The following is an 18,688-nucleotide window of genomic DNA, read 5'->3' on the forward strand; positions in this document are numbered from 1 at the left end:
CTCAGGTGACGTGCGGCGTCGTCGCGGACGTCCGTCCGTCGCCCCGGGGCCGACCGTCCTGGAGCGACCATGCACGACGCCCCCACGGGGACCGACCGGACCCCTGAGTACCTCACGCCCGCCGAGGCCCTCGCGCACGCGATCGAGATCGCGGCCGACGGCCCCGCGTACGGGCCCAACCCTCGTGTCGGCTGCGTCGTCCTCGCCCCCGGCGAGGGCTCCGACCCGCGCCGCGTGCTCGCAACGGGCATCCATCGCGGCGCGGGCACGCCACACGCTGAGGCCGCAGCTCTCATGCAGGCCGCGGACGCGGGCGTCGATGTCACGGGTGCCTCGGTGTTCGTGAGCCTCGAGCCGTGCGACCACCAGGGACGCACCGGTCCGTGCAGCGAGGCGCTGCTCGCGGCGGGCGTCGCCGAGGTGACGTACGCGGTGCCGGACCCGAGCACGGTCGCGGCTGGCGGTGCCGCGCACCTCGCTGCGGCGGGCGTCACTGTCATGGGCCCGACCGAGGTGGACGACGGCCCCGGTCACGAGCTCGTGCGGGCCTGGCTGCACTCGGTGACGACGGGCCGCCCGTTCGTCACGCTGAAGATGGCAACGACGCTCGACGGCCGCGTCGCGGCAGCCGATGGCACGAGCCGCTGGGTGACGTCCGAGACCGCACGCCACCACGCGCACGAGCGACGGGCCGAGGTCGATGCGATCCTCGTCGGCACGGGCACCATCCTCGCGGACGACCCTGCGCTCACGGCGCGCGCCGCGGACGCGCGTCCCGACGGCAGCACACGCGGCGTGCACCAGCCGCTGCGCGTGGTCCTCGGACGCACCGAGATCCCGCGCGAGGCACGGCTGCGGACGACGCCGGGCGGCCGTCTCGTCCATCTCCGCACGCACGACGTCCATGAGGCGCTCGCCGAGCTCGCGGCGCTCGAGGTCCGGCACGTCCTCGTCGAGGGTGGGCCGCAGGTCGCTGCCCAGTTCCTCCGCGCGGGTCTCGTCGACGAGGTCCACGCCTACGTCGCCCCCATCCTCCTCGGTGCCGGCCGTCCGGCCGTCGCCGACCTCGGCCTCACGTCGATCTCGCAGGCGTTGCGCCTCGAGCCGACGTCGGTCAAGGTCCTGGGGCCTGACGTCCTCGTCGTGTCCCGTCCCCGGCGTGCGTCCTCGGACGCTCACGCCACCCCCCTCACGAAGGAGCACTGATGTTCACCGGCATCGTCGAGGAGCTCGGCGCGGTCGTCGCGTCCGAGGACCTCGGGACCGACGCACGCCTGACGATCCGCGGGCCGCTCGTCACGTCGACCGCGGCGCACGGCGACTCGATCGCCGTCAACGGCGTGTGTCTCACCGTGACGACGCTCGACGCGGAGGCCGGCACGTTCGGGGCCGACGTCATGCCCGAGACGCTCCGGCTCACTCAGCTGGGCGCGCTGCGGCCGGGCGACCCGGTCAACCTCGAGCGTGCCGCTCTCGTCGGCGGCCGCCTCGACGGGCACATCGTCCAGGGGCACGTCGACGGCGTCGGGCGGCTTCGGTCGCGCACGCCGGGGGAGCGGTGGGACGACCTCGTCGTCGAGGCTCCCGCCGACGTCCTGCGGTACGTCGTCCACAAGGGGTCGATCACGGTGAGCGGTGTCTCCCTCACGGTGACGCACGTCGACGACGAGACCTTCGGCGTCTCGCTCATCCCGACGACGCTCGCCGCGACGACGCTCGGTGCGCTCGCGCCGGGTGACGCGATCAACCTCGAGGTCGACGTCGTCGCGAAGTACGTCGAGCGGCTGCTGGGGGCGAGGGCATGAGGCTCGCGACCGTCGAGGAGGCCCTCGAGCAGATCCGGCTGGGCCGTCCCGTGCTCGTCGCCGACAACCCGGACCGTGAGAACGAGGCGGACGTCATCCTCGCGGCGTCGACCGCGACCGACGAGTGGGTCGCGTGGACGATCCGGCACTCCTCGGGCTACCTGTGCGCGCCCATGCCGGGTCCGCGCGCGGACGCGCTCGAGCTGCCGCTCATGGTGCCGCAGTCGCAGGACCCGCGACGCACCGCGTACACGGTGACGGTCGACGCGGCGACGGGTGTGACGACCGGTATCTCGGCCGCGGACCGCACGCGGACGCTCCACGTGCTCGCCGACCCGGTCTCAGGGCCGGTCGACCTCATCCGTCCCGGCCACGTCCTGCCCCTGCGGGCGGTCGCGGGCGGCGTCCTGCACCGCGGCGGCCACACAGAGGCCGCGGTCGACCTCGTCCGGCTTGCGGGCGCGGGCGAGGTCGGCGCGATCGCCGAGCTCGTCCACGACGACGGCACGATGATGCGTCTGCCGGCCGTCATGGAGCTCGCCGAGAAGGAAGGGCTCGTCGTCCTCACGATCGCGGACCTCCAGGCGTGGCGGCGGGAGCACGATCCCGTGACCCCCGAGACGCCGGGACGCCTCGCCGATGCCAAGCGTGTCGAGCGCACCGGCGTCGCCGACCTGCCGACCGCTCACGGCGTTTTCCGCATCCACGGCTACCGCGACCTGCGCACGGGGGCGGAGCACGTCGCGCTCGTCCCGTCGTCCGCTCCAGCCGAGCCGGGGGAGCGTCCCGTCGTGCGCGTCCACTCGGAGTGCCTCACGGGCGACGCCTTCGGGTCGTCCCGCTGCGACTGCGGCCCTCAGCTCCACGCCGCGATGGAGGCCGTCGCCCGCGAGGGTGGCGCGGTCGTCTACCTGCGAGGCCACGAGGGGCGGGGCATCGGGCTTGTCGCGAAGATCTCGGCGTACGAGCTCCAGGACCAGGGTCTCGACACGGTCGAGGCGAACCTCGAGCTCGGCTGGCCCGCGGACCGGCGCGAGTACGGGGCCGCGGCCGCGATCCTCAAGGATCTCGGCCTCGACCACGTCGAGCTGCTCACCAACAACCCGGCGAAGGTCACGGGCCTCACGGCCAACGGCGTCGACGTCGCAGACACGCGGCGGATCGAGGTCGGCCACACCCCCCACAACCAGGCCTACCTGCTGACGAAGAAGCTCGCGATGGGGCACGTCCTTGACACGGTCGTGGCTCCCGCGAGCACCACCATCACCACCGAGGAGGACCCGCGATGAGCGGAGAAGGCGCACCCCAGGTCGTCACGGACGGCACCGGCCTGCGCGCGGTGCTCGTCGCCGCAAGCTGGCACACCGAGATCATGGACGGTCTCGTCGCGGGCGCACGCCGTGCGTTCGAGCGCACGGGCGTCACCGACGTCACCGAGATCCGCGTGCCGGGCTCGATGGAGCTACCGGTCGTCGCGTCGCGCGCGGCACAGGCCGGGTTCGACCTCGTCGTCGCGCTCGGCGTCGTCGTGCGCGGCGGCACGCCGCACTTCGAGTACGTGTGCCAGGGCGTCACCGCGGGCCTCACGGACGTCGCCGTGCGCACGGGCGTCCCGGTCGGGTTCGGTGTCCTCACCGTCGACACCGTCGAGCAGGCGCGCGAGCGCGCGGGCCTGCCGGGCTCGAGCGAGGACAAGGGTGCCGAGGCCGTCGAGGCAGCGGTCGCGACGGTCGTCGCCCTCCGGGCGCTCTGATCCCACGGGGTGGGACATCGCGCGTCCCACCTGCGCGCACGGCGACGGCGGCTGACCGTCCTTCGGGACGGTCACCGGCCGTCGCCGTGCGCGCGCTAGGCTCGATCCCTGTGAAGACCTTCGACACGCTGTTCGCCGAGCTGGGCCGCAAGGCCGTGGAACGTCCTGAGGGATCAGGCACCGTCAAGGAGCTCGACGCGGGCGTGCATGCCATCGGCAAGAAGATCGTCGAGGAGGCGGCCGAGGTCTGGATGGCCGCCGAGTACCAGAGCGACGCGGAGCTCTCCGAGGAGATCTCCCAGCTGCTCTACCACCTCCAGGTGCTCATGGTCGCCAAGGGCCTGACCCTCGAGGACGTTTACTCCTACCTCTGAGCGAGGCCGGGCCCAGCCCGCCGCTCCTCCCCGATCTCCCGTCCGCGCCGGACCTTCCGGTGCGGGCTGACCCGAAGGACCACCCGTGTTCCGTATCGCCGTCCCCAACAAGGGATCCCTGTCCGAGCCCGCCGCCGACATGCTCCGGGAGGCCGGCTACCGCCAGCGCCGCGACACCCGTGAGCTCGTCCTCGCCGACCCGGACAACGACGTCGAGTTCTTCTTCCTGCGCCCGCGCGACGTCGCCGTCTACGTCGGCTCGGGCACGGTCGACGCCGGTATCACCGGGCGCGACCTGCTGCTCGACTCGGGCGCGCACGCGGTCGAGCACCTGCCGCTCGGCTTCGCGCGGTCGACGTTCCGGTTCGCGGCGCCGTCCGGCACGGTCACCGAGGTTCCGCAGATCGCTGGCCTGCGCGTCGCGACGTCGTACAACCTCCTCGTCGAGAACTACCTCGCGGACCGCGGCATCGCGGCGGACCGTGTCGTCCACCTCGACGGCGCGGTCGAGTCGTCGGTGCGCCTCGGTGTCGCGGACGTCATCGCGGACGTCGTCGAGACGGGCACGACGCTGCGCGCGGCCGGGCTCGAGGTCTTCGGCGAGCCGATCCTCCGCTCGGAGGCCGTCCTCATCAAGTGCGCCGACCGGGAGGACCCCGACGGCCTCGCGACGCTCACACGTCGCCTCCAGGGTGTGCTCACGGCCCACGAGTACGTGCTCATGGACTACGACGTGCCAGTCGACAAGGTCGACGCCGCGGTCGCGATCACGCCCGGCCTCGAGTCGCCGACGGTGTCGCCGCTTCACGACCGTGACTGGGCAGCCGTCCGCGCCATGGTTCCGCGCAAGCAGACGAACCGTGTGATGGACGACCTCTACGAGGTCGGAGCACGCGCGATCATCGTCACGTCGATCCACGCGAGCCGGCTCTAGCCGTCATGAGCCCTGACGACGCGCAGCTCCTCGAGCCCTTCCGGCCGCGGGGGGCGCGCGTCGTCGGGCGGGTGCTCGCCGCGACGATCGTCGCGGGGGCAACCTTCGTGCTCCTCGCGTCCCCGGGGCATCCGGGCGTCGGCTACGACCTGCTCAACACGGTCGCGCTGTGCCTCGTTGCCGGGTTCGCCGTGTGGCTGCTGTGGCGGCACGCGGGCGTGCTCGCGCTTGTGAGCCCCGAGGGGATCGTCGTGCGGAACCTCGTGAGGACGCGCGCGCTCGAGTGGGCCCAGATCGAGGCGGTGCGGCTCGCGCAGGGGCAGCCGTGGGTGACGCTCGACCTCACGGACGGCACGACGCTCGCGGTCATGGCGGTGCAGTCGTCCGACGGGGCGTTCGGCCGGGCCGAAGCGCGTCGCCTCGCGACGCTCGTCGAACGCTACGGCGAGGCGCAGGAGCCTCCGCGCTGATCCCTCCACGCTGATCCCTCCGTGAGACGGCTCTGGCGCTGAGCCGAGGTCCGTGGACCCCTGCTCAGCGCCAGAGCTCGATCGTGCGTGGGCGCGTCGTACCTCAGCGCGTCCAGCGCGTCGTGCGCGGGGCGTCGGCCGAGCGGTGACGGTCGTCGCGGCGGGGACCGCGCCCGTCCCGGCGACCGTAGGCGGGACGCTCGTCGCGACCGCCGCGTGCCGGGGGAGCGCCCTCGTCGAGCGTCATGCGCAGCGACTTGCCGCCGACCTTCGCGCGCGAGATGCGCTCGATCGCCTGGTCGTCGAGCGACGCGCTGATCTCGACGAGCGAGAAGCTGCCGAAGATGTCGATCTTGCCGAGGTCGGAGCCGGAGAGCCCGCCCTCGTTCGTGAGGGCACCGACGATGCCCCGCGGCTGGATGCCGTGGTTGCGGCCGACCGCCAGGCGGTAGCGCGTGCCGGCGGCGCCGTGCTCGCGACGGGCGACACGCCCGTCGTGCCGGCGGTCCTCGTAGCGACGGTCGTCGAAGCGTCGGTCACCACGCGGATCGCGCTCGGAGGCACGCTCCTTGGCGCGCTGCTCGAGCCGTCGGGCCTCGTCACGCTCAGCCTCGGCTGCGACCTGCTCCGCGTAGGCGCGCGGCCCGTCGTCACCGACGTGAAGCGCGACGAGCGCCGCAGCGATCTCGAGCGGGTCCGTGCCGGACTCGGCCGCGTAGGACGAGAGCAGCGAGCGGTAGAGGTCGAGGCGGCCCGACTCGATGCGCGCAGGCACCTGTGCGAGCACGGAGCGCGCGCGGTGCGCCGAGACGTCGGCAGGGGTCGGGATCTCGACGAGCGTGAGCGGCGTCCGCGTCGTGCGCTCGATGCCGCGCAGGCGGCCACGCTCGTTGGGCGTCACGAACGACAGCGCACGGCCCGTACGCCCCGCACGGCCCGTGCGGCCGATGCGGTGGACGTAGGCCTCGGGCTCGCCCGGGATATCGAAGTTCACGACGAGACCGATGCGGTCGACGTCGAGGCCGCGTGCCGCGACGTCGGTCGCGACGAGGACGTCGAGCTGACCGCCACGGAGGCGCTCGACGATCTTCTCGCGCTCCTTCTGGGCGACGTCACCGGAGATCGTCGCGGCGGAGATGCCCTTGGCGATGAGCTCGGAGCCGACATCCTCGGCGGCACCGCGGGTGCGGCAGAAGACGATCGCCGCGTCGGCGTCGGACGTCGCGAGGACACGGCTCAGCGCACCGACCTTGTGGCGGAACGGCACGACCGCGTACTCCTGGACGACCGAGGTGACGGTCGACGCCTGCCGGGCAACCGCGATCTCGACGGGGTCCGTGAGGTGCTCGGCGGCGACGCGCCGGATCTGGGGCGGCATCGTCGCGGAGAAGAGGGCGACTTGACGCTTCTCGGGGGCGCGCCGGAAGACGGTGTCGACGTCCTCGGCGAACCCCATGCGGAGCATCTCGTCGGCCTCGTCAAGAACGAGGAAGCGGATGCCGTCCATGGCGAGCGCGCCGCGCTCCATGTGGTCGATGACGCGGCCGGGGGTGCCGACGACGACCTGCGCACCACGCTGGAGGGCACGCTGCTGCGGGATGTAGGGCGAGCCGCCGTAGACGGCGAGGACCTCGAGGCCCGGCAGGTGCGTCGCGAACGACTGGATCGCGTCGGCGACCTGCATGGCGAGCTCGCGCGTCGGGGTGAGGACGAGAGCCTGCGTCGCGCGGAGCGACGCGTCGACGGCGGCGAGCATCGGAAGGCCGAACGCGGCGGTCTTGCCAGTGCCGGTCTGGGCGATGCCCGTGATGTCACGGCCGGCGAGGAGCGCGGGGATCGCTTCGACCTGGATGGCGGACGGTGTCTGGAAGCCGAGGTCGGCGACCGCGGCCATGAGGGCGTCGGGGAGGCCGAGGCCGTCGAAGGAAGGGGTGGGCTGGGCGTCGAGGGCGCGCGGAAGCGTGCCCTGCTCGGACGTCAACATGCGAGAGGGACCGATTTTCTGTTCGGGGTGCGGAGCCGGTGCGGCGGACGTCGGGTCCACCGCGGTCGCTACTCCCGAAACAACCCACACGGCCACCGTGAGGTGACCACCTGACTCACACGCGGGACGCGCGACACGCTCCAAGCTGAACTTCTACCTTAGCGTGTCCGGCCCAGACCGCGTGAGGAGGCGGACCGGTGAGGTCGGCCACAGGCTCGCTCAGGCCGCCCCGCCGGGCTCGACGACGCTGCGGCGTCGCCGCCGCAGCGCGCGGACGAGCATGACGACGACCGTGACGGCGCCGACGGCCGCGAGCACAGGGACGACGATCGCGAGGATCGAGAGGACGATTGACGACGCGTCCTCGACGGTCGAGACGACGGGTGCGGCGACGCCAAGCGTCGCGGCGTTGAGCACGGGCCGGACCGCCGATTTGAGGAGGTGGACAGCGAGCGCGACCCCGACCCCCAGGACGACGGCCCACCAGCTCGTGCCGCTCCACGTGCCGCTGTCGACCACCTGCTCGCCCGCGGTTCCCGCACCGACGACGAGACCGCCCGAGGCGGGCCTCACGACCGTCTGGAGGACGTCGTTGACGGAGTCGACGACCGGGACCTTGTCGGCCACGACCTCGACGACGAGCAGCACCCCGAGGATCGCGAGCGCAGGCCAGCCCGAGAGCCAGGACCAGGCCGCGGGCAGCTCGACGAACGTCGTGAAGCGGTCCGCGAGACCGAGGACGAGGAGCGGCACGTACGCGTTGAGGCCGGCGGCGGAGGCGAGGCTCGTCCCGGTGAGCAGCTCGATCATCGTGGGCCTCCTCGGCGGTCGGGTGCGATGCGCACCTGCGCAGCCTAGGATGACAGGCGCACCGGACGCAGGAGGCACGACCCGTGAAGGCTGGACCTGAGACGCGTACGCGGCCGACCCGGCCCGACGCCTCCATGGTGCTGCTCGACGAGGTCATGCGACGTCCGCTCGACCCCGGGTACGCCGACGAGGCGGCGCGACGTCGCGACGGCACCTCGACCCGCGGCCCGCGTCGGACGCTCGTCCTCACGATCGTCGCGGTGCTCCTCGGCGCGGGCACGGCTGCCGCGGCGGTCGCGCTCCAGCCGCGCGACTCGGTCCTCACGGCCCGCTCTGTCCTCCACGACGAGATCGTCCAGCGTTCCGAGGAGGCCGACGCCGCGGCGGAGGCGATCCTCGAGCTCGACGCCCGCATCGACGCGCTCCAGAACGCTGGCCTTGGCGACGCGTACCCGGTCCTGCTCGACGGCACGCAGCGCGACGGCGCGGCTGCGGGGACGGTCGCCGTGACCGGTCCCGGGCTCGTCGTCACCATGCGTGACGCGGTACCGCTGCTCGGCGACACCGACACTGCGTCGAAGCGTGTCCTCGACTACGACCTCCAGGTCGTCGTCAACTCCCTATGGGGCGCCGGGGCGCAGGCGATCGCGGTCAACGGGCACCGGCTCACCGCGACGAGCGCGATCCGGAGCGCGGGGGAGGCGATCCTCGTCGATCTTGTAGGGCTCAGCAGCCCCTACACGATCGAGGCGATCGGCGACCCGTCGACGCTGCCGGCGTTCTTCGCACGCTCTGTCGGGCAGCAGCACCTCACGGTGCTCGGCTCGCGCTACGCGATCACATCGGACGTGCGCCGCGAGAAGTCGCTCGCCCTGCCGGCGGGCCGGGCCGCCGAGACGTTGCTCGCACGCCCCGTCGAGGCGCTAGGCTCGGGCGCGTCGCAGAACCGCACTTCCGGTCTTCCGACACCATGAACCCAGGAGGTCGCCCGTGATCCCCGTGCTCGGCCTGCTCGCCGGTGCCCTGCTCGGTCTGTACTTCCAGCCCGACGTCCCGGTCGTGCTGCAGCCGTACCTCCCGATCGCGGTCGTCGCGGCGCTCGACGCGCTCTTCGGCGGCCTGCGCGCGCTGCTCGACGGCATCTTCGATGACAAGGTCTTCCTCGTTTCGTTCCTCTCGAACGTCGTCGTCGCCGCCCTCATCGTCTTCATCGGTGACCAGCTGGGCGTCGGGACGCAGCTCTCGACGGGCGTCGTCGTCGTGCTCGGCATCCGCATCTTCTCGAACGCTGCGGCCATCCGCCGCCACCTCTTCAAGGCGTGACCGTGGCGGACGACGACGTTCCCGCGGTCGCGGACGAGGAGCCCCGCGGCGAGGATCCCCGCGCGACGGCGGGGGGCGCAGGCACGCACGTCGCCGAGCACGCCCGTCCCTCGGCCTCGGGACGCAGCGCCTGGCGGACGCTCGCCCGCGCGGCCTCGCCCCGTGCGACGCGCACCCAGGCTGCCGCGGCGCTGCTGTGCGGCCTGCTGGGGTTCGCGATCGTCGTCCAGGTCTCGTCGACGCGGGAGAAGCCCCTCACGGGACTGCGCCAGAACGAGCTCGTGCGGATCCTCGACGACACGACGCGGCGGGGCAACGAGCTCGCGCGTCAGGCCGAGTCGTTGCGTGAGCAGCTCGACGAACTCGAGTCCGGCAACGCCGACCAGAAGGCACTTCTCACCGTCGCGCGCGAGCGCGCCGCCGTGCAGGGCATTCTCTCGGGCCGTCTCCCGGCGGTCGGCCCCGGGGTGACGATCCGGATCTCGGAGGGCACGGAGCCGCTGCGCGCGACGGTGTACCGGGCGATCCTCGAGGAGCTGCGGAACGCCGGCGCGGAGGTCGTCCAGGTCGACGATGTGCGGATCGTCGCGAGCTCGTCGTTCGTCGACACCGCACAGGGCGTCGCGCTCGACGGGACGGTGCTCACGGCGCCCGTCGTCTGGGAGGTCATCGGCTCGGCCGAGACGATCATGCCGGCGCTCGAGATCCCAGGCGGGGCGATGGCCCAGGTGCGCAACGCCGGTGCGACGGGCGAGGTCGTCGCGCGGGACGAGGTCAAGGTGACGGCGATCCACGAGGCGCCCGCGACGCGCTGGGCCGTTCCTGTGCCCGTCGATCCGGCGAGTTGAGCAGCGTCGGACGTGCGACGTCACGCCGGTGGTCACCTAGAATGGTGTGACGCCGGTCGCCCCGGCGTGACCGACGCAGCGAGGAGGGCCCATGACGCACGCAGGCGACCCGATTCCGGGGGACGACCCCCTGCGGGGACTGGACCAGACGATGGTCTTCGGCGCGATCGCGCCCGAGCCGTCGAGCGGCGAGCCCGTCGAACGTCCCGGGGCCCAGGACGAGGCTGCGATCGCCGCGCTCCCTGCGGGAAGCGCGCTCCTCGTGACGCTTCGGGGCCCGGGTGCCGGATCGCGGTTCCTCCTCGACGCCGACCAGGTGCTCGTCGGGCGTTCCGAGCGTTCGGACATTTTCCTCGACGACGTCACCGTGTCGCGCAAGCATGCGGCGTTCGTCCGTCACGGCGGGGGCTTTGCCGTGCGTGACTCGGGCTCGCTCAACGGCACGTACGTCAACCGTCAGCGGGTGGACGTCGCATCGCTGCGCACGGGTGACGAGGTGCAGATCGGCAAGTTCCGCATGGTCTACTTCCCGAGCCGCCAGCAGCCCGGGGCTCCTGCGTGACGCCGCGGCAGCTGCCGCAGGTCACGGACGAAGGTGCCGTCGAGGCACCCCGCCTCGATCTCGTGCGGTCGTGGCCGGCCGGGGTCCCGACGACGGCCACGATGCGGATCTCAGACGTTCTCGCGGCGCTCAAGCCGGAGTTCCCTGCACTCACCCACTCCAAGTTGCGCTTCCTCGAGGAGCAGGGGCTCGTCGAGCCGGTGCGGACTCCGGCGGGCTACCGCCAGTACTCGCAGGCGCACGTCGAACGACTGCGATATGCGCTCGCGCAGCAGCGTGACGCGTACCTGCCGCTCCGTGTCATCAAGGAGCAGCTCGCCGAGCTCGATGCGGGGCTCGCCGAGGTTCCGACGGGTCCTCAGGCGGTTCAGGACGGGGTCCCGTACGCGCCGCTGCGGGCGGCGGACCGCGAGACTGCGTCGTCCCTCGCGGCGGACCTCGGTGTCGAGGAGACGTTCGTCGTCGCGCTCGTCGAGGCCGGCATCGTGCGGCTCGACGAGCGCGGGGGATTCGACGCGTGGGCGCGTCAGGTCGTGCTGCACGCGTCCGTCCTCGCCGAGCACGGCGTCGAGCCGCGGCACCTGCGTGCGCTGCGGACGGCAGTGGACCGCGAGATCGGGCTCGTCGAACAGGTCGTGGCACCTTCACGGGCGAAGGTCGGGCGAAATGCGAGGGCGCGCGCCGAGGCTGCTGCGGTTGAGCTGGGGGAGTCGTTCACGCAGCTGCACGCGGCGATGCTGCGCCAGTCGGTCGCCCGGCTCGACCTGCGCTGACACGCCCGGAGCGCCCCACCCTCAAGTTGAAGTTGAGGGTCAGGGTTCGACGTGCGACACGCCGACAGCGTGTCGGACCCGATGTCGTTGACGCTGCCATGGGCGGACCGTAGCGTAGCGGTAGACATCGAGCCCGGCGCCCGCGAGGGGAACCGGACCCCGCCATCAGGAGGCACAGTGAGCGTCACCGGAGAGACGAACGACGGACCTGCACGCGCGGTCGTCGCGTCGCAGGGCCTCCTCTTCGGCGAGGACCTCGCCGAGTCCGACCCCGCGACGGGTTTCCGCGGCCCCACCGCCTGCCGAGCAGCCGGCATCACCTACCGCCAGCTCGACTACTGGGCTCGCACCGGTCTCGTCGAACCCACGGTCCGCCCGGCGACCGGCTCGGGCACGCACCGGCTCTACAGCTTTCGCGACATCCTCGTCCTCAAGGTCGTCAAGCGGTTGCTCGACACAGGAGTCTCGCTCCAGCAGATCCGCACCGCCGTCGGCACCCTCCGCGAGCGTGGCGTCGAGGACCTCGCGCAGATCACGCTCATGAGCGACGGCGCGTCGGTCTACGAGTGCACGAGCGCCGACGAGGTCATCGACCTCGTCCAGGGCGGACAGGGTGTCTTCGGCATCGCGGTCGGCCGCGTCTGGCGCGAGGTCGAGGGAACCCTCGCCGAGCTTCCGACCGAGCGTCTCTCCGACGAGGAGCAGGCCACGGCACCTGTCGACGAGCTCGCGGCGCGTCGTCGAGCGCGGAACGTTGGCTGAGGCCATGAGCAGTGCCGCGCACGATCCCGAGGAGGTCGCCGCGCGGCTGCGCGCGGAGCACCCCGAGTTCGACGAGGTGCCGCTCCTCGAGGACGACGAGACGGTCCCGCCGCGCCCCGAAGAGGAGATCGCGGACGCAACCCGCGACGACGGCTGAACGATCGACGACGAAGGCCCCGCCACGGCGGGGCCTTCGTCGTTCCCGGCGCGTGCCAGAAGCAGAACGTGGGGGAGCGGCGCTAGAGAAGAGGGCGCAGCGGTGCGAGGATGCGCTCGCCGAGCCGCGAGTACCACGGCCGCACGGACCACTCGTCGAGCGTCAGCTGCCGGCAGTTCGTGAGGTCCGTCGCGAACACCCGCTCCATCTGGGCTGCGACGTCACGGTCGTAGACCTCGAGGTTGATCTCGTAGTTGCCGGTGAGGCTGAGCCGGTCGATGTTCGCGGTGCCGATCGTCGTCCACTCGCCGTCGATCGTCGCGGTCTTCGCGTGGACCATGGCGTTCTCGAACATCCAGATGGTCACGCCCCCGGCGAGGAGCGTCGTGTAGAACCCGCGGGAGAGCCAGTCGGTGAGCACGTGGTTCGAGGCGGCGGGCACGATAATCCGGACGTCGACGCCGCGTCGCGCCGCGGCGAGCAGCCCGTCGAGCAGTTCCTCGTCCGGGATGAAGTACGCCTGCGTGATGAAGATGTTCCGGCGTGCGCGGTCAATCGCCTGGAGGTAGATGCCGCGGATGGGAAACAGCATGTGGGACGGCACGTTCCGCGCAGGGCGGACATGCGGGTCCCAGACGTCGGAGCCCGGGTCGGGGAGGATCGGGTGGTGGGCCTTGCGCTTGCCGTTCCAGAAGTCGACGAACGCGTTGCGGAGGTCCCACACGGCTGGCCCGACAAGCCGCAGGTGCGTGTCGCGCCACTCTGTCGCGTAGAGGGAGCCGATGTTGAAGCCGCCGACGAACCCGATCTCGTCGTCGACGACGAGGATCTTGCGGTGGTCACGGCCCAGGTGGCGGATGTTGAACGTGAACGTCTTCGCATGGACGAATGGGTAGCGCAGCACGTGGATGGGTGCGGGAAAATCGTAGAAGGTGCGGGGGACCACCATGTTCGCGAAGGCGTCGTAGATGACGTAGACGTCGACGCCGCGAGCGGCGGCGTCAACGAGCGCCTGCTTGAATTGCTCGCCCAGCTCGTCGCTCTTCCAAATGTACGACTCGAGGAGCACCGTCGTCCGAGCACCACGGATCGCCTCGAGCATCGCCGCATAGAGGTCCTCGCCGTACGTGAACACGGTCGAGCGGGACGCGCCGATCTTGGCGTCGAGCGGCGGCAGGTGGGGGAACTGGGCGGGCTTGCGCCCGTGACGGTACGTCTTGATCGCCTCGGCGACGACGAGCGCACCGGCCAGCGCGAACGGGGTGGCAACCGTGACGGCAGCGCCGCGCACGAGAGCTCGTCGAACGTTCTCAGTCAGTGGCACGCCGTCACTGTATCCGCCGTTCGACGAGTTGGGCAGCCTGATTCGTCGCAGGTCAGGCGGGGGAGTCGGGAACGTGACGGAGGATGTCGCCCGGCTGGCACGCCAGCACCCTGCAGAGCGCGTCGAGCGTGGTGAACCGGACCGCCTTCGCGCGGCCGTTCTTGAGCACTGCCAGGTTGGCGGGCGTGATCCCGACGGCGTCGGCGAGGGCTCCGACGGTGAGACCACGCGACTGGATAAGGGCGTCGATGTCGACGACGATCGCCATCAGACGACCTCGGCGAGCTCGGCGCGGTCGCGCGCCGCCGCGGCGAGGAGTCCTCGCATGACGATCATGAGGAGGACGAGCGCGACGCCGACCGCGCCGACGCCGAGGGTTGCGAGAAGTTCTGCGGGCGAGGCTGCGTTCGGGACGACGAGCATCGTCGTCGCGACGATGCCGGTGAGGAGCGTCCCGGCGGCGAAGGCGCCGACGACGACGTCGACGAGCCGGAGCGCGTGCGAGGCGTGCGACGAGAAGATCGTGTCGTCGGCGACGAGACCGAGCATGCGCCACATGACGACGAGGACCACCTGGGCGCAGGCGATCCCGAGGATGCCGGCGATGGAGTACGGGACGACGAGGTGGCTGACCTCGGGTGCGGCGGTGGCGATCTCGTTCGCGACGATCGGGGGGAGCAACTGCGCCCCGAACGTGCCGAGCATGAGGACGCCGAGCATCGTGCGCAGCATGAGGATGGTCGCATGATTCATCTATCGATGATCGATAGGTGGGAGCCTGCGTGTCAAGGTGAGGGGGAGGTCCGAGGTCAACGCTTGGCGCTACTGGTAACCCTGCGTATCAAGGTTGGGCGTATACGAGCTGAGTCAGGCTGTGGTTCAGCCGAGGGGCCTGACATCGCGAGCGTGGTCACGGCCTTGGCAGCAACGCCGATCGCGGGCACCATGGCGCGTGCGCCGATCTGCTCGGCCAGGGGCGCGCAGCGGGACCGTGCTGCTTCATCTGTCGGAGAACGCAGCGCGGCACCGGCACCACTGCGCATCCGGCTCGGGCATGTTCCCCCGCGAAGGGCTGGGGCAGTCAGTTCCGGCCTTCAGAGCGACGCGGGGGAGGGAATCGAGGACGCGTGCTCGGCGGCATGTGGGGATGCGACTGAGGGTCTGCGCTGGCGCTGGCCTAGACTCAGCACTGAGCGGGGACGGTTGTCCACGCTCCTGGTCGATCCATCCAGGAAGGTTGGGACATGTTCTTCAGGGCTCGGGCCAGCCTGTAAGTGGCGAGTAACAGGACCGCGCTGGAACGTCGCGCGGTCCTTTGTTCTGCCCACTCGCCCGCTCATTCCTGAGGGAAGTTCATGTCTTCTACCGATTCCTCTTCTTCTCTGCGATCCTCGCTACCACGGCCCAGGTGGCCATTGCTATTGTCCAATGCCTTGGATGCCGCTGGGCGTCGGGGTGTCGACTTCGTAACTGATGTCTTGGCGGTACTGGTTCTTGGAGCCAGTGCTGCGCAGATGGGTTTGCTCAACGCCATCGGAACACTGGCATTCCTCGTGCTGGGGATCCCGATTGGGGTCCTGGTCGACCGCTCGCCCACGGTGCGGCTGCTCGCTGGCTCTGGCCTGGTCCGAGCAATGCTGCTGGCGACGGTGATCACTGCCCTGGCACTGGACTCGCTGACCATGGTCCACTTGTACCTGGTCGCTGGGTTAGTCGGCACCACTACGGTCGTCACCGAGACCACACAGACTGCCATTGCCCCTCGAGTCGCCGGACAGGACGCGGTGGCCGCCCTGGAGATGCTCGATCCTCCACGCGATGAGTTCCCGCCTCGCCCCGACGAGACCTGTCACTATTACGAGGCGGAAATCAGCTTCTTCGAACGAGTCGACGTCCACGTCGTCTGCTTCGCCTCCGACCAGGTCAGCAGGATCGGAACGGTTCCCGCGCCATGACCCCGGAGGATCGCACCGACACCCCGCCGATCCGTGTCCTGATCGCGGATGACGACCAGCTCGTCCGCACCGGCGTCGCCGCTATTCTCGCCTCCGCCACTGACCTTGACATCACCGCCCTCGCCAGCAACGGCCACGAGGCCGTCGACGCCGCGGCAACACACCGCGTTGACGTCGCACTGCTGGATATCCAGATGCCACGACTCGACGGCATCGGAGCTCTCCGTGAGATCCGGCACCGACTGCCCGAGCTTCCGATCGCCATGCTCACCACCTTTTCCGACGACCATCTCATCGCCGATGCGATCAACGCCGGCGCCCTCGGTTTCCTCCTCAAGTCCGACGAACCTCAGCAACTCATTGCCGGCGTCAGGGCCCTCGCGCACGGCGGAGGCGCGTTCTCCCCTCGAGTCGCCCGCTGGCTCGCCGCCGAGCAACGAGCGGGCCACCGCACCCGAACCGCGCGAGACGAACTCACTGCCCTGCTCACCGAGCGCCAGATCGAGCTCCTCACCCACATCGCTCGCGGACTCTCCAACGCCCAGATCGGCAGGGCCATGCATCTGTCCGAAGGCACCGTCAAGCAATACGTCTCCCAGCTCTTCAACACCCTCGGCATCGACAACCGTGTCCACGCCGCCATCACCGCCTACCGACATGGACTCATCACCTGAAGCCGACCCTGACCACACTAATGGTGGGTAGTGGCGCACTCGAGAGCATGGTCATCGTCGGCATCTAGATGGCGGTCGTCTACAGCGGCGCAATCTTTTAACCAAAGTGGACAGCGCGTCCGCGATCAGTCCCCGCTCCCCTGATCGTCGAAGGCAGTAGCGTCGTGACGGTTTCGATGCGCGTGATGATCGCGAGGGATGGCTACAAGCACCTCCTGCGCACGGTCGCGGCCAAGGACGACGACCGCGAGCCAACCCCGTAGGGCCGGCAAAGTAGTTGCGTTTCGATCGGGTAGTTTCTGCGGTTCCCAGATTACGGGCTTAAGGGTCGTTCGTGCTGTCCGCACAGGCCTCAGTCAACCTGCGTCTCGATGCAGTAGCGTCGCAGTTCTGCGATCATCGCGGTCTTGGGGGTGCTGACGAAGCGGAACGCATGGCTGAAACGGACGCGCATTCCTCCAGCCTCGAGGTAGCCGTCGCAGGAAGCGCGTCGTCCGTGGGTGACGACAGAAATGACCTCCACCCGCTCGGGAGAACGGCGGGCGCACCTCTCGGGCTGCACTGGGGCCGCTGTGTGTGGATTTCTCGATGAGCGTCCAGCTCATGTCATCGGCAAGCCACTCGGAGAGGGCCTCCAGCTCTCCCTTGGCCCGGTTCACAACGAAGTCTCCGTCAACGCACTTCCGTGAAGACTCATGGTGCTATGGCTCGATCCGATGCGCCCGGCCTTTCTCCGCGATCGGCACGCACATTTCGATGGGTCTATCAGGCTCCCAGCTGACCTGTCCTTGGTAGATGATGCCGAGTTTCCCGGTGGCGCCGTCTCGCTAGTCGGCCATGGCGAAGCAGTGTCGCCGCCGTGTTGCTCCTGCTCACGTCTCACAACTCACATCGAGTCGCCGCTCGCCCATGAGCCGAACTTCGGGGACGCTGCTGTACCACGCATGATGAGAATCACGCAGGGCACGTAGAGTGCTGCGGCGCAGAGCCAGAGGAAGCCGTCGGCGTTGATGTAAGTGAGCGCGAAGATCGTTGTGAAAGCGACCGGTCCGAAGATCGATGTGACGCTGTTGATGCTGGCGAGCACACCCTGGAGGCGCCCTTGGTGCTGTTCATCGACGCGCTGGGAGAGAAGGGTTTGCAGAGCGGGGAGGCCGATGCCACCGATCCCCAGTGCCGCCAAGATAGGCGCCATGGAAAATGCGTCAGTGACAATCGCCAGGCCTACGAGACCCAAGGCGTCGGTAACACACCCGATGATGACTGTTTTTGCCTCACCGATCCACTCCACGATGCGGCCAGTAAGGAGGGCCTGCACGAGAACCTGTACGATCCCGAAGACGGACAGGGAGATTCCAACTTCGACGGGACTCCAGTCGAGGCGGTGTTCAGTAAACAGCACCCAGGTCGCACCTGGAGCCTGCCCAATGAATTGAACAAGGCCGAATGCGACTAATAGGAAGGTAATCCCAGGCACCGCGCTGAGGCCGGGGCGACCACGATGCTGAGCGAGCGACGCAGAGCGCGCAGGGGAATCAGGACGGGTCTCGCGTAACAAGATAAAGGTGAGTGCCAGATTGCTCGCTGAGAGAAGAGCAGCGAGCAAAAACGGCAGATGTGGCGAGATGGCACCGAACAGTCCACCCATGGCTGGCCCCGCGATCATTCCGCCGCCATAGCAGGCACTGAGTAAACCGAAACGCTTGGCGCGCTGGTGGGGTGGCGTGATGTCGGCGATCACGGTGGCGGTGACCGCATTGGTCGCTCCGGTTATCCCAGCCACTGCACGGGCGATATAGAACACCGACAGAGCGGATGTCGTGGCGAGCACGAGATAGTCGACGGTCGCACCGGCCAGGGAAACAAGCAGCACCCGGCGGCGGCCGAATCGGTCCGACAGTGTTCCCAGTACGGGGGCAAAGATGAACTGCATTACCGCGTAGAGCGCGATCAGCACTCCGACGTTCAGCGGAACCGCATCAGCGGTGACCCCTGCCTCGTGTAGCAGTGCGGGGAGAATCGGCATCACCAGGCCCATGCCGGCGGCGTCGAGGCTAGCCGTGATGAGGACCGTGGCCAACGAGCCACGAGCGGAAGTGAGAGATGACACCTTATCAACGATAAAGTTATCGATGATAAAGTGCAAGCATGGCTCAGACCTGAGTTTGGTCACGCTCGCG

At 69.9% G+C, this 18,688-nt stretch carries 22 protein-coding genes; 16 read left to right on the top strand and 6 right to left on the bottom strand.

Annotation, left to right across the window (positions count from 1 at the left end; all coding sequences use genetic code 11):
- Positions 1-69 precede the first annotated feature (69 nt).
- The 7 genes from ribD to C1729_RS03425 all read left to right on the top strand — a co-directional run bounded on the left by ribD (position 70) and on the right by C1729_RS03425 (position 5,336).
- The gene (gene ribD, locus C1729_RS03395; protein WP_102508652.1) at positions 70-1,206 is read left to right on the top strand and encodes a bifunctional diaminohydroxyphosphoribosylaminopyrimidine deaminase/5-amino-6-(5-phosphoribosylamino)uracil reductase RibD; all 1,137 of its coding nucleotides are present in this window, start codon (positions 70-72) and stop codon (positions 1,204-1,206) included.
- Positions 1,206-1,805: a riboflavin synthase gene (locus C1729_RS03400; RefSeq protein WP_102508653.1), complete on the top strand. Its 600-nt coding sequence runs from the start codon at positions 1,206-1,208 to the stop codon at positions 1,803-1,805. Before ribD ends, C1729_RS03400 begins: the two co-directional genes overlap by 1 nt.
- Positions 1,802-3,094, top strand: coding sequence for a GTP cyclohydrolase II (gene ribA, locus C1729_RS03405; RefSeq protein WP_102508655.1), 1,293 nt, complete (start codon positions 1,802-1,804; stop codon positions 3,092-3,094). The genes C1729_RS03400 and ribA overlap by 4 nt, the downstream gene beginning before the upstream one ends.
- Complete coding sequence (gene ribH, locus C1729_RS03410; RefSeq protein ID WP_102508656.1) at positions 3,091-3,558, top strand: 6,7-dimethyl-8-ribityllumazine synthase; 468 nt, start codon at positions 3,091-3,093, stop codon at positions 3,556-3,558. The genes ribA and ribH overlap by 4 nt, the downstream gene beginning before the upstream one ends.
- Positions 3,559-3,668: 110 nt before the next feature.
- On the top strand, positions 3,669-3,932 hold the full coding sequence (locus C1729_RS03415; protein ID WP_102508658.1) for a phosphoribosyl-ATP diphosphatase: 264 nt from the start codon (positions 3,669-3,671) through the stop codon (positions 3,930-3,932).
- 85 nt (positions 3,933-4,017) lie between these two features.
- The gene (hisG, locus tag C1729_RS03420; RefSeq protein ID WP_102508659.1) at positions 4,018-4,866 is read left to right on the top strand and encodes an ATP phosphoribosyltransferase; all 849 of its coding nucleotides are present in this window, start codon (positions 4,018-4,020) and stop codon (positions 4,864-4,866) included.
- 5 nt (positions 4,867-4,871) lie between these two features.
- On the top strand, positions 4,872-5,336 hold the full coding sequence (locus C1729_RS03425) for a PH domain-containing protein (protein ID WP_102508661.1): 465 nt from the start codon (positions 4,872-4,874) through the stop codon (positions 5,334-5,336).
- A 103-nt stretch (positions 5,337-5,439) separates the two neighbouring features.
- On the opposite strand, the gene C1729_RS03430 is transcribed toward C1729_RS03425, so the two are convergent.
- On the bottom strand, positions 5,440-7,320 hold the full coding sequence (locus C1729_RS03430; RefSeq protein ID WP_102508663.1) for a DEAD/DEAH box helicase: 1,881 nt from the start codon (positions 7,318-7,320) through the stop codon (positions 5,440-5,442).
- Between the two features lie 219 nt (positions 7,321-7,539).
- Positions 7,540-8,130 carry a DUF4126 domain-containing protein gene (locus tag C1729_RS03435; RefSeq protein ID WP_102508664.1) on the bottom strand — a complete coding sequence of 197 codons (591 nt, stop codon included), beginning with the start codon at positions 8,128-8,130 and terminating at the stop codon, positions 7,540-7,542.
- An 83-nt stretch (positions 8,131-8,213) separates the two neighbouring features.
- Here C1729_RS03435 and C1729_RS03440 point away from each other — a divergent pair, with 83 nt between their 5' ends.
- The 7 genes from C1729_RS03440 to C1729_RS14495 all read left to right on the top strand — a co-directional run bounded on the left by C1729_RS03440 (position 8,214) and on the right by C1729_RS14495 (position 12,555).
- Positions 8,214-9,104, top strand: coding sequence for a DUF881 domain-containing protein (locus tag C1729_RS03440; RefSeq protein WP_129590659.1), 891 nt, complete (start codon positions 8,214-8,216; stop codon positions 9,102-9,104).
- Between the two features lie 16 nt (positions 9,105-9,120).
- Positions 9,121-9,453 carry a small basic family protein gene (locus C1729_RS03445; RefSeq protein ID WP_102508668.1) on the top strand — a complete coding sequence of 111 codons (333 nt, stop codon included), beginning with the start codon at positions 9,121-9,123 and terminating at the stop codon, positions 9,451-9,453.
- A gap of 2 nt (positions 9,454-9,455) precedes the next feature.
- Positions 9,456-10,301, top strand: coding sequence for a DUF881 domain-containing protein (locus tag C1729_RS03450; protein WP_165375406.1), 846 nt, complete (start codon positions 9,456-9,458; stop codon positions 10,299-10,301).
- A 91-nt stretch (positions 10,302-10,392) separates the two neighbouring features.
- The gene (locus C1729_RS03455; RefSeq protein WP_102508672.1) at positions 10,393-10,863 is read left to right on the top strand and encodes an FHA domain-containing protein; all 471 of its coding nucleotides are present in this window, start codon (positions 10,393-10,395) and stop codon (positions 10,861-10,863) included.
- A complete protein-coding gene (ftsR, locus tag C1729_RS03460; RefSeq protein ID WP_102508674.1) occupies positions 10,860-11,636 on the top strand; it encodes a transcriptional regulator FtsR in 777 nt (258 codons plus the stop codon). Before C1729_RS03455 ends, ftsR begins: the two co-directional genes overlap by 4 nt.
- A gap of 177 nt (positions 11,637-11,813) precedes the next feature.
- Positions 11,814-12,398 carry a MerR family transcriptional regulator gene (locus C1729_RS03465; protein ID WP_242493697.1) on the top strand — a complete coding sequence of 195 codons (585 nt, stop codon included), beginning with the start codon at positions 11,814-11,816 and terminating at the stop codon, positions 12,396-12,398.
- A gap of 4 nt (positions 12,399-12,402) precedes the next feature.
- Positions 12,403-12,555 carry a hypothetical protein gene (locus tag C1729_RS14495; protein ID WP_165375407.1) on the top strand — a complete coding sequence of 51 codons (153 nt, stop codon included), beginning with the start codon at positions 12,403-12,405 and terminating at the stop codon, positions 12,553-12,555.
- A gap of 82 nt (positions 12,556-12,637) precedes the next feature.
- Here the strand turns inward: C1729_RS14495 and C1729_RS03470 are convergent, their stop codons facing one another.
- From C1729_RS03470 to C1729_RS03480, 3 genes are read right to left on the bottom strand one after another with little or no spacing between them, the layout of a single operon-like run.
- Positions 12,638-13,879, bottom strand: coding sequence for a phospholipase D-like domain-containing protein (locus C1729_RS03470; RefSeq protein WP_242493698.1), 1,242 nt, complete (start codon positions 13,877-13,879; stop codon positions 12,638-12,640).
- A 52-nt stretch (positions 13,880-13,931) separates the two neighbouring features.
- Positions 13,932-14,147 (bottom strand): helix-turn-helix domain-containing protein, encoded by a 216-nt coding sequence (locus C1729_RS03475; RefSeq protein WP_102508677.1) that lies wholly within the window; start codon positions 14,145-14,147, stop codon positions 13,932-13,934.
- Positions 14,147-14,632 (bottom strand): DUF2975 domain-containing protein, encoded by a 486-nt coding sequence (locus tag C1729_RS03480; protein ID WP_102508679.1) that lies wholly within the window; start codon positions 14,630-14,632, stop codon positions 14,147-14,149. Before C1729_RS03480 ends, C1729_RS03475 begins: the two co-directional genes overlap by 1 nt.
- A 761-nt stretch (positions 14,633-15,393) precedes the next feature.
- Between C1729_RS03480 and C1729_RS14895 the strand changes: the two genes are divergently transcribed.
- Entirely contained in the window at positions 15,394-15,834 is a 441-nt protein-coding gene (locus C1729_RS14895; protein ID WP_064846260.1) for an MFS transporter, read from the top strand.
- Positions 15,831-16,508: a response regulator gene (locus tag C1729_RS03490; protein ID WP_010154757.1), complete on the top strand. Its 678-nt coding sequence runs from the start codon at positions 15,831-15,833 to the stop codon at positions 16,506-16,508. The genes C1729_RS14895 and C1729_RS03490 overlap by 4 nt, the downstream gene beginning before the upstream one ends.
- Positions 16,509-17,394: 886 nt before the next feature.
- Here the strand turns inward: C1729_RS03490 and tet(33) are convergent.
- Positions 17,395-18,618 carry a tetracycline efflux MFS transporter Tet(33) gene (gene tet(33) / locus C1729_RS03495; protein ID WP_074690335.1) on the bottom strand — a complete coding sequence of 408 codons (1,224 nt, stop codon included), beginning with the start codon at positions 18,616-18,618 and terminating at the stop codon, positions 17,395-17,397.
- Positions 18,619-18,688: the final 70 nt, after the last annotated feature.

It is taken from the genome of Sanguibacter massiliensis (assembly GCF_900240335.1).
Classification (GTDB): Bacteria; Actinomycetota; Actinomycetes; order Actinomycetales; family Cellulomonadaceae; genus Flavimobilis; species Flavimobilis massiliensis.

Coding starts and splice junctions, on each gene's coding strand:
- ribD (WP_102508652.1), top strand. CDS start 70: ATGCACGACGCCCCCACGGGGACCGACCGGACCCCTGAGTACCTCACG.
- C1729_RS03400 (WP_102508653.1), top strand. CDS start 1,206: ATGTTCACCGGCATCGTCGAGGAGCTCGGCGCGGTCGTCGCGTCCGAG.
- ribA (WP_102508655.1), top strand. CDS start 1,802: ATGAGGCTCGCGACCGTCGAGGAGGCCCTCGAGCAGATCCGGCTGGGC.
- ribH (WP_102508656.1), top strand. CDS start 3,091: ATGAGCGGAGAAGGCGCACCCCAGGTCGTCACGGACGGCACCGGCCTG.
- C1729_RS03425 (WP_102508661.1), top strand. CDS start 4,872: ATGAGCCCTGACGACGCGCAGCTCCTCGAGCCCTTCCGGCCGCGGGGG.
- C1729_RS03430 (WP_102508663.1), bottom strand. CDS start 7,320: ATGTTGACGTCCGAGCAGGGCACGCTTCCGCGCGCCCTCGACGCCCAG.
- C1729_RS03435 (WP_102508664.1), bottom strand. CDS start 8,130: ATGATCGAGCTGCTCACCGGGACGAGCCTCGCCTCCGCCGCCGGCCTC.
- C1729_RS03455 (WP_102508672.1), top strand. CDS start 10,393: ATGACGCACGCAGGCGACCCGATTCCGGGGGACGACCCCCTGCGGGGA.
- C1729_RS14495 (WP_165375407.1), top strand. CDS start 12,403: ATGAGCAGTGCCGCGCACGATCCCGAGGAGGTCGCCGCGCGGCTGCGC.
- C1729_RS03475 (WP_102508677.1), bottom strand. CDS start 14,147: ATGGCGATCGTCGTCGACATCGACGCCCTTATCCAGTCGCGTGGTCTC.
- C1729_RS03480 (WP_102508679.1), bottom strand. CDS start 14,632: ATGAATCATGCGACCATCCTCATGCTGCGCACGATGCTCGGCGTCCTC.
- C1729_RS14895 (WP_064846260.1), top strand. CDS start 15,394: ATGGGTTTGCTCAACGCCATCGGAACACTGGCATTCCTCGTGCTGGGG.
- C1729_RS03490 (WP_010154757.1), top strand. CDS start 15,831: ATGACCCCGGAGGATCGCACCGACACCCCGCCGATCCGTGTCCTGATC.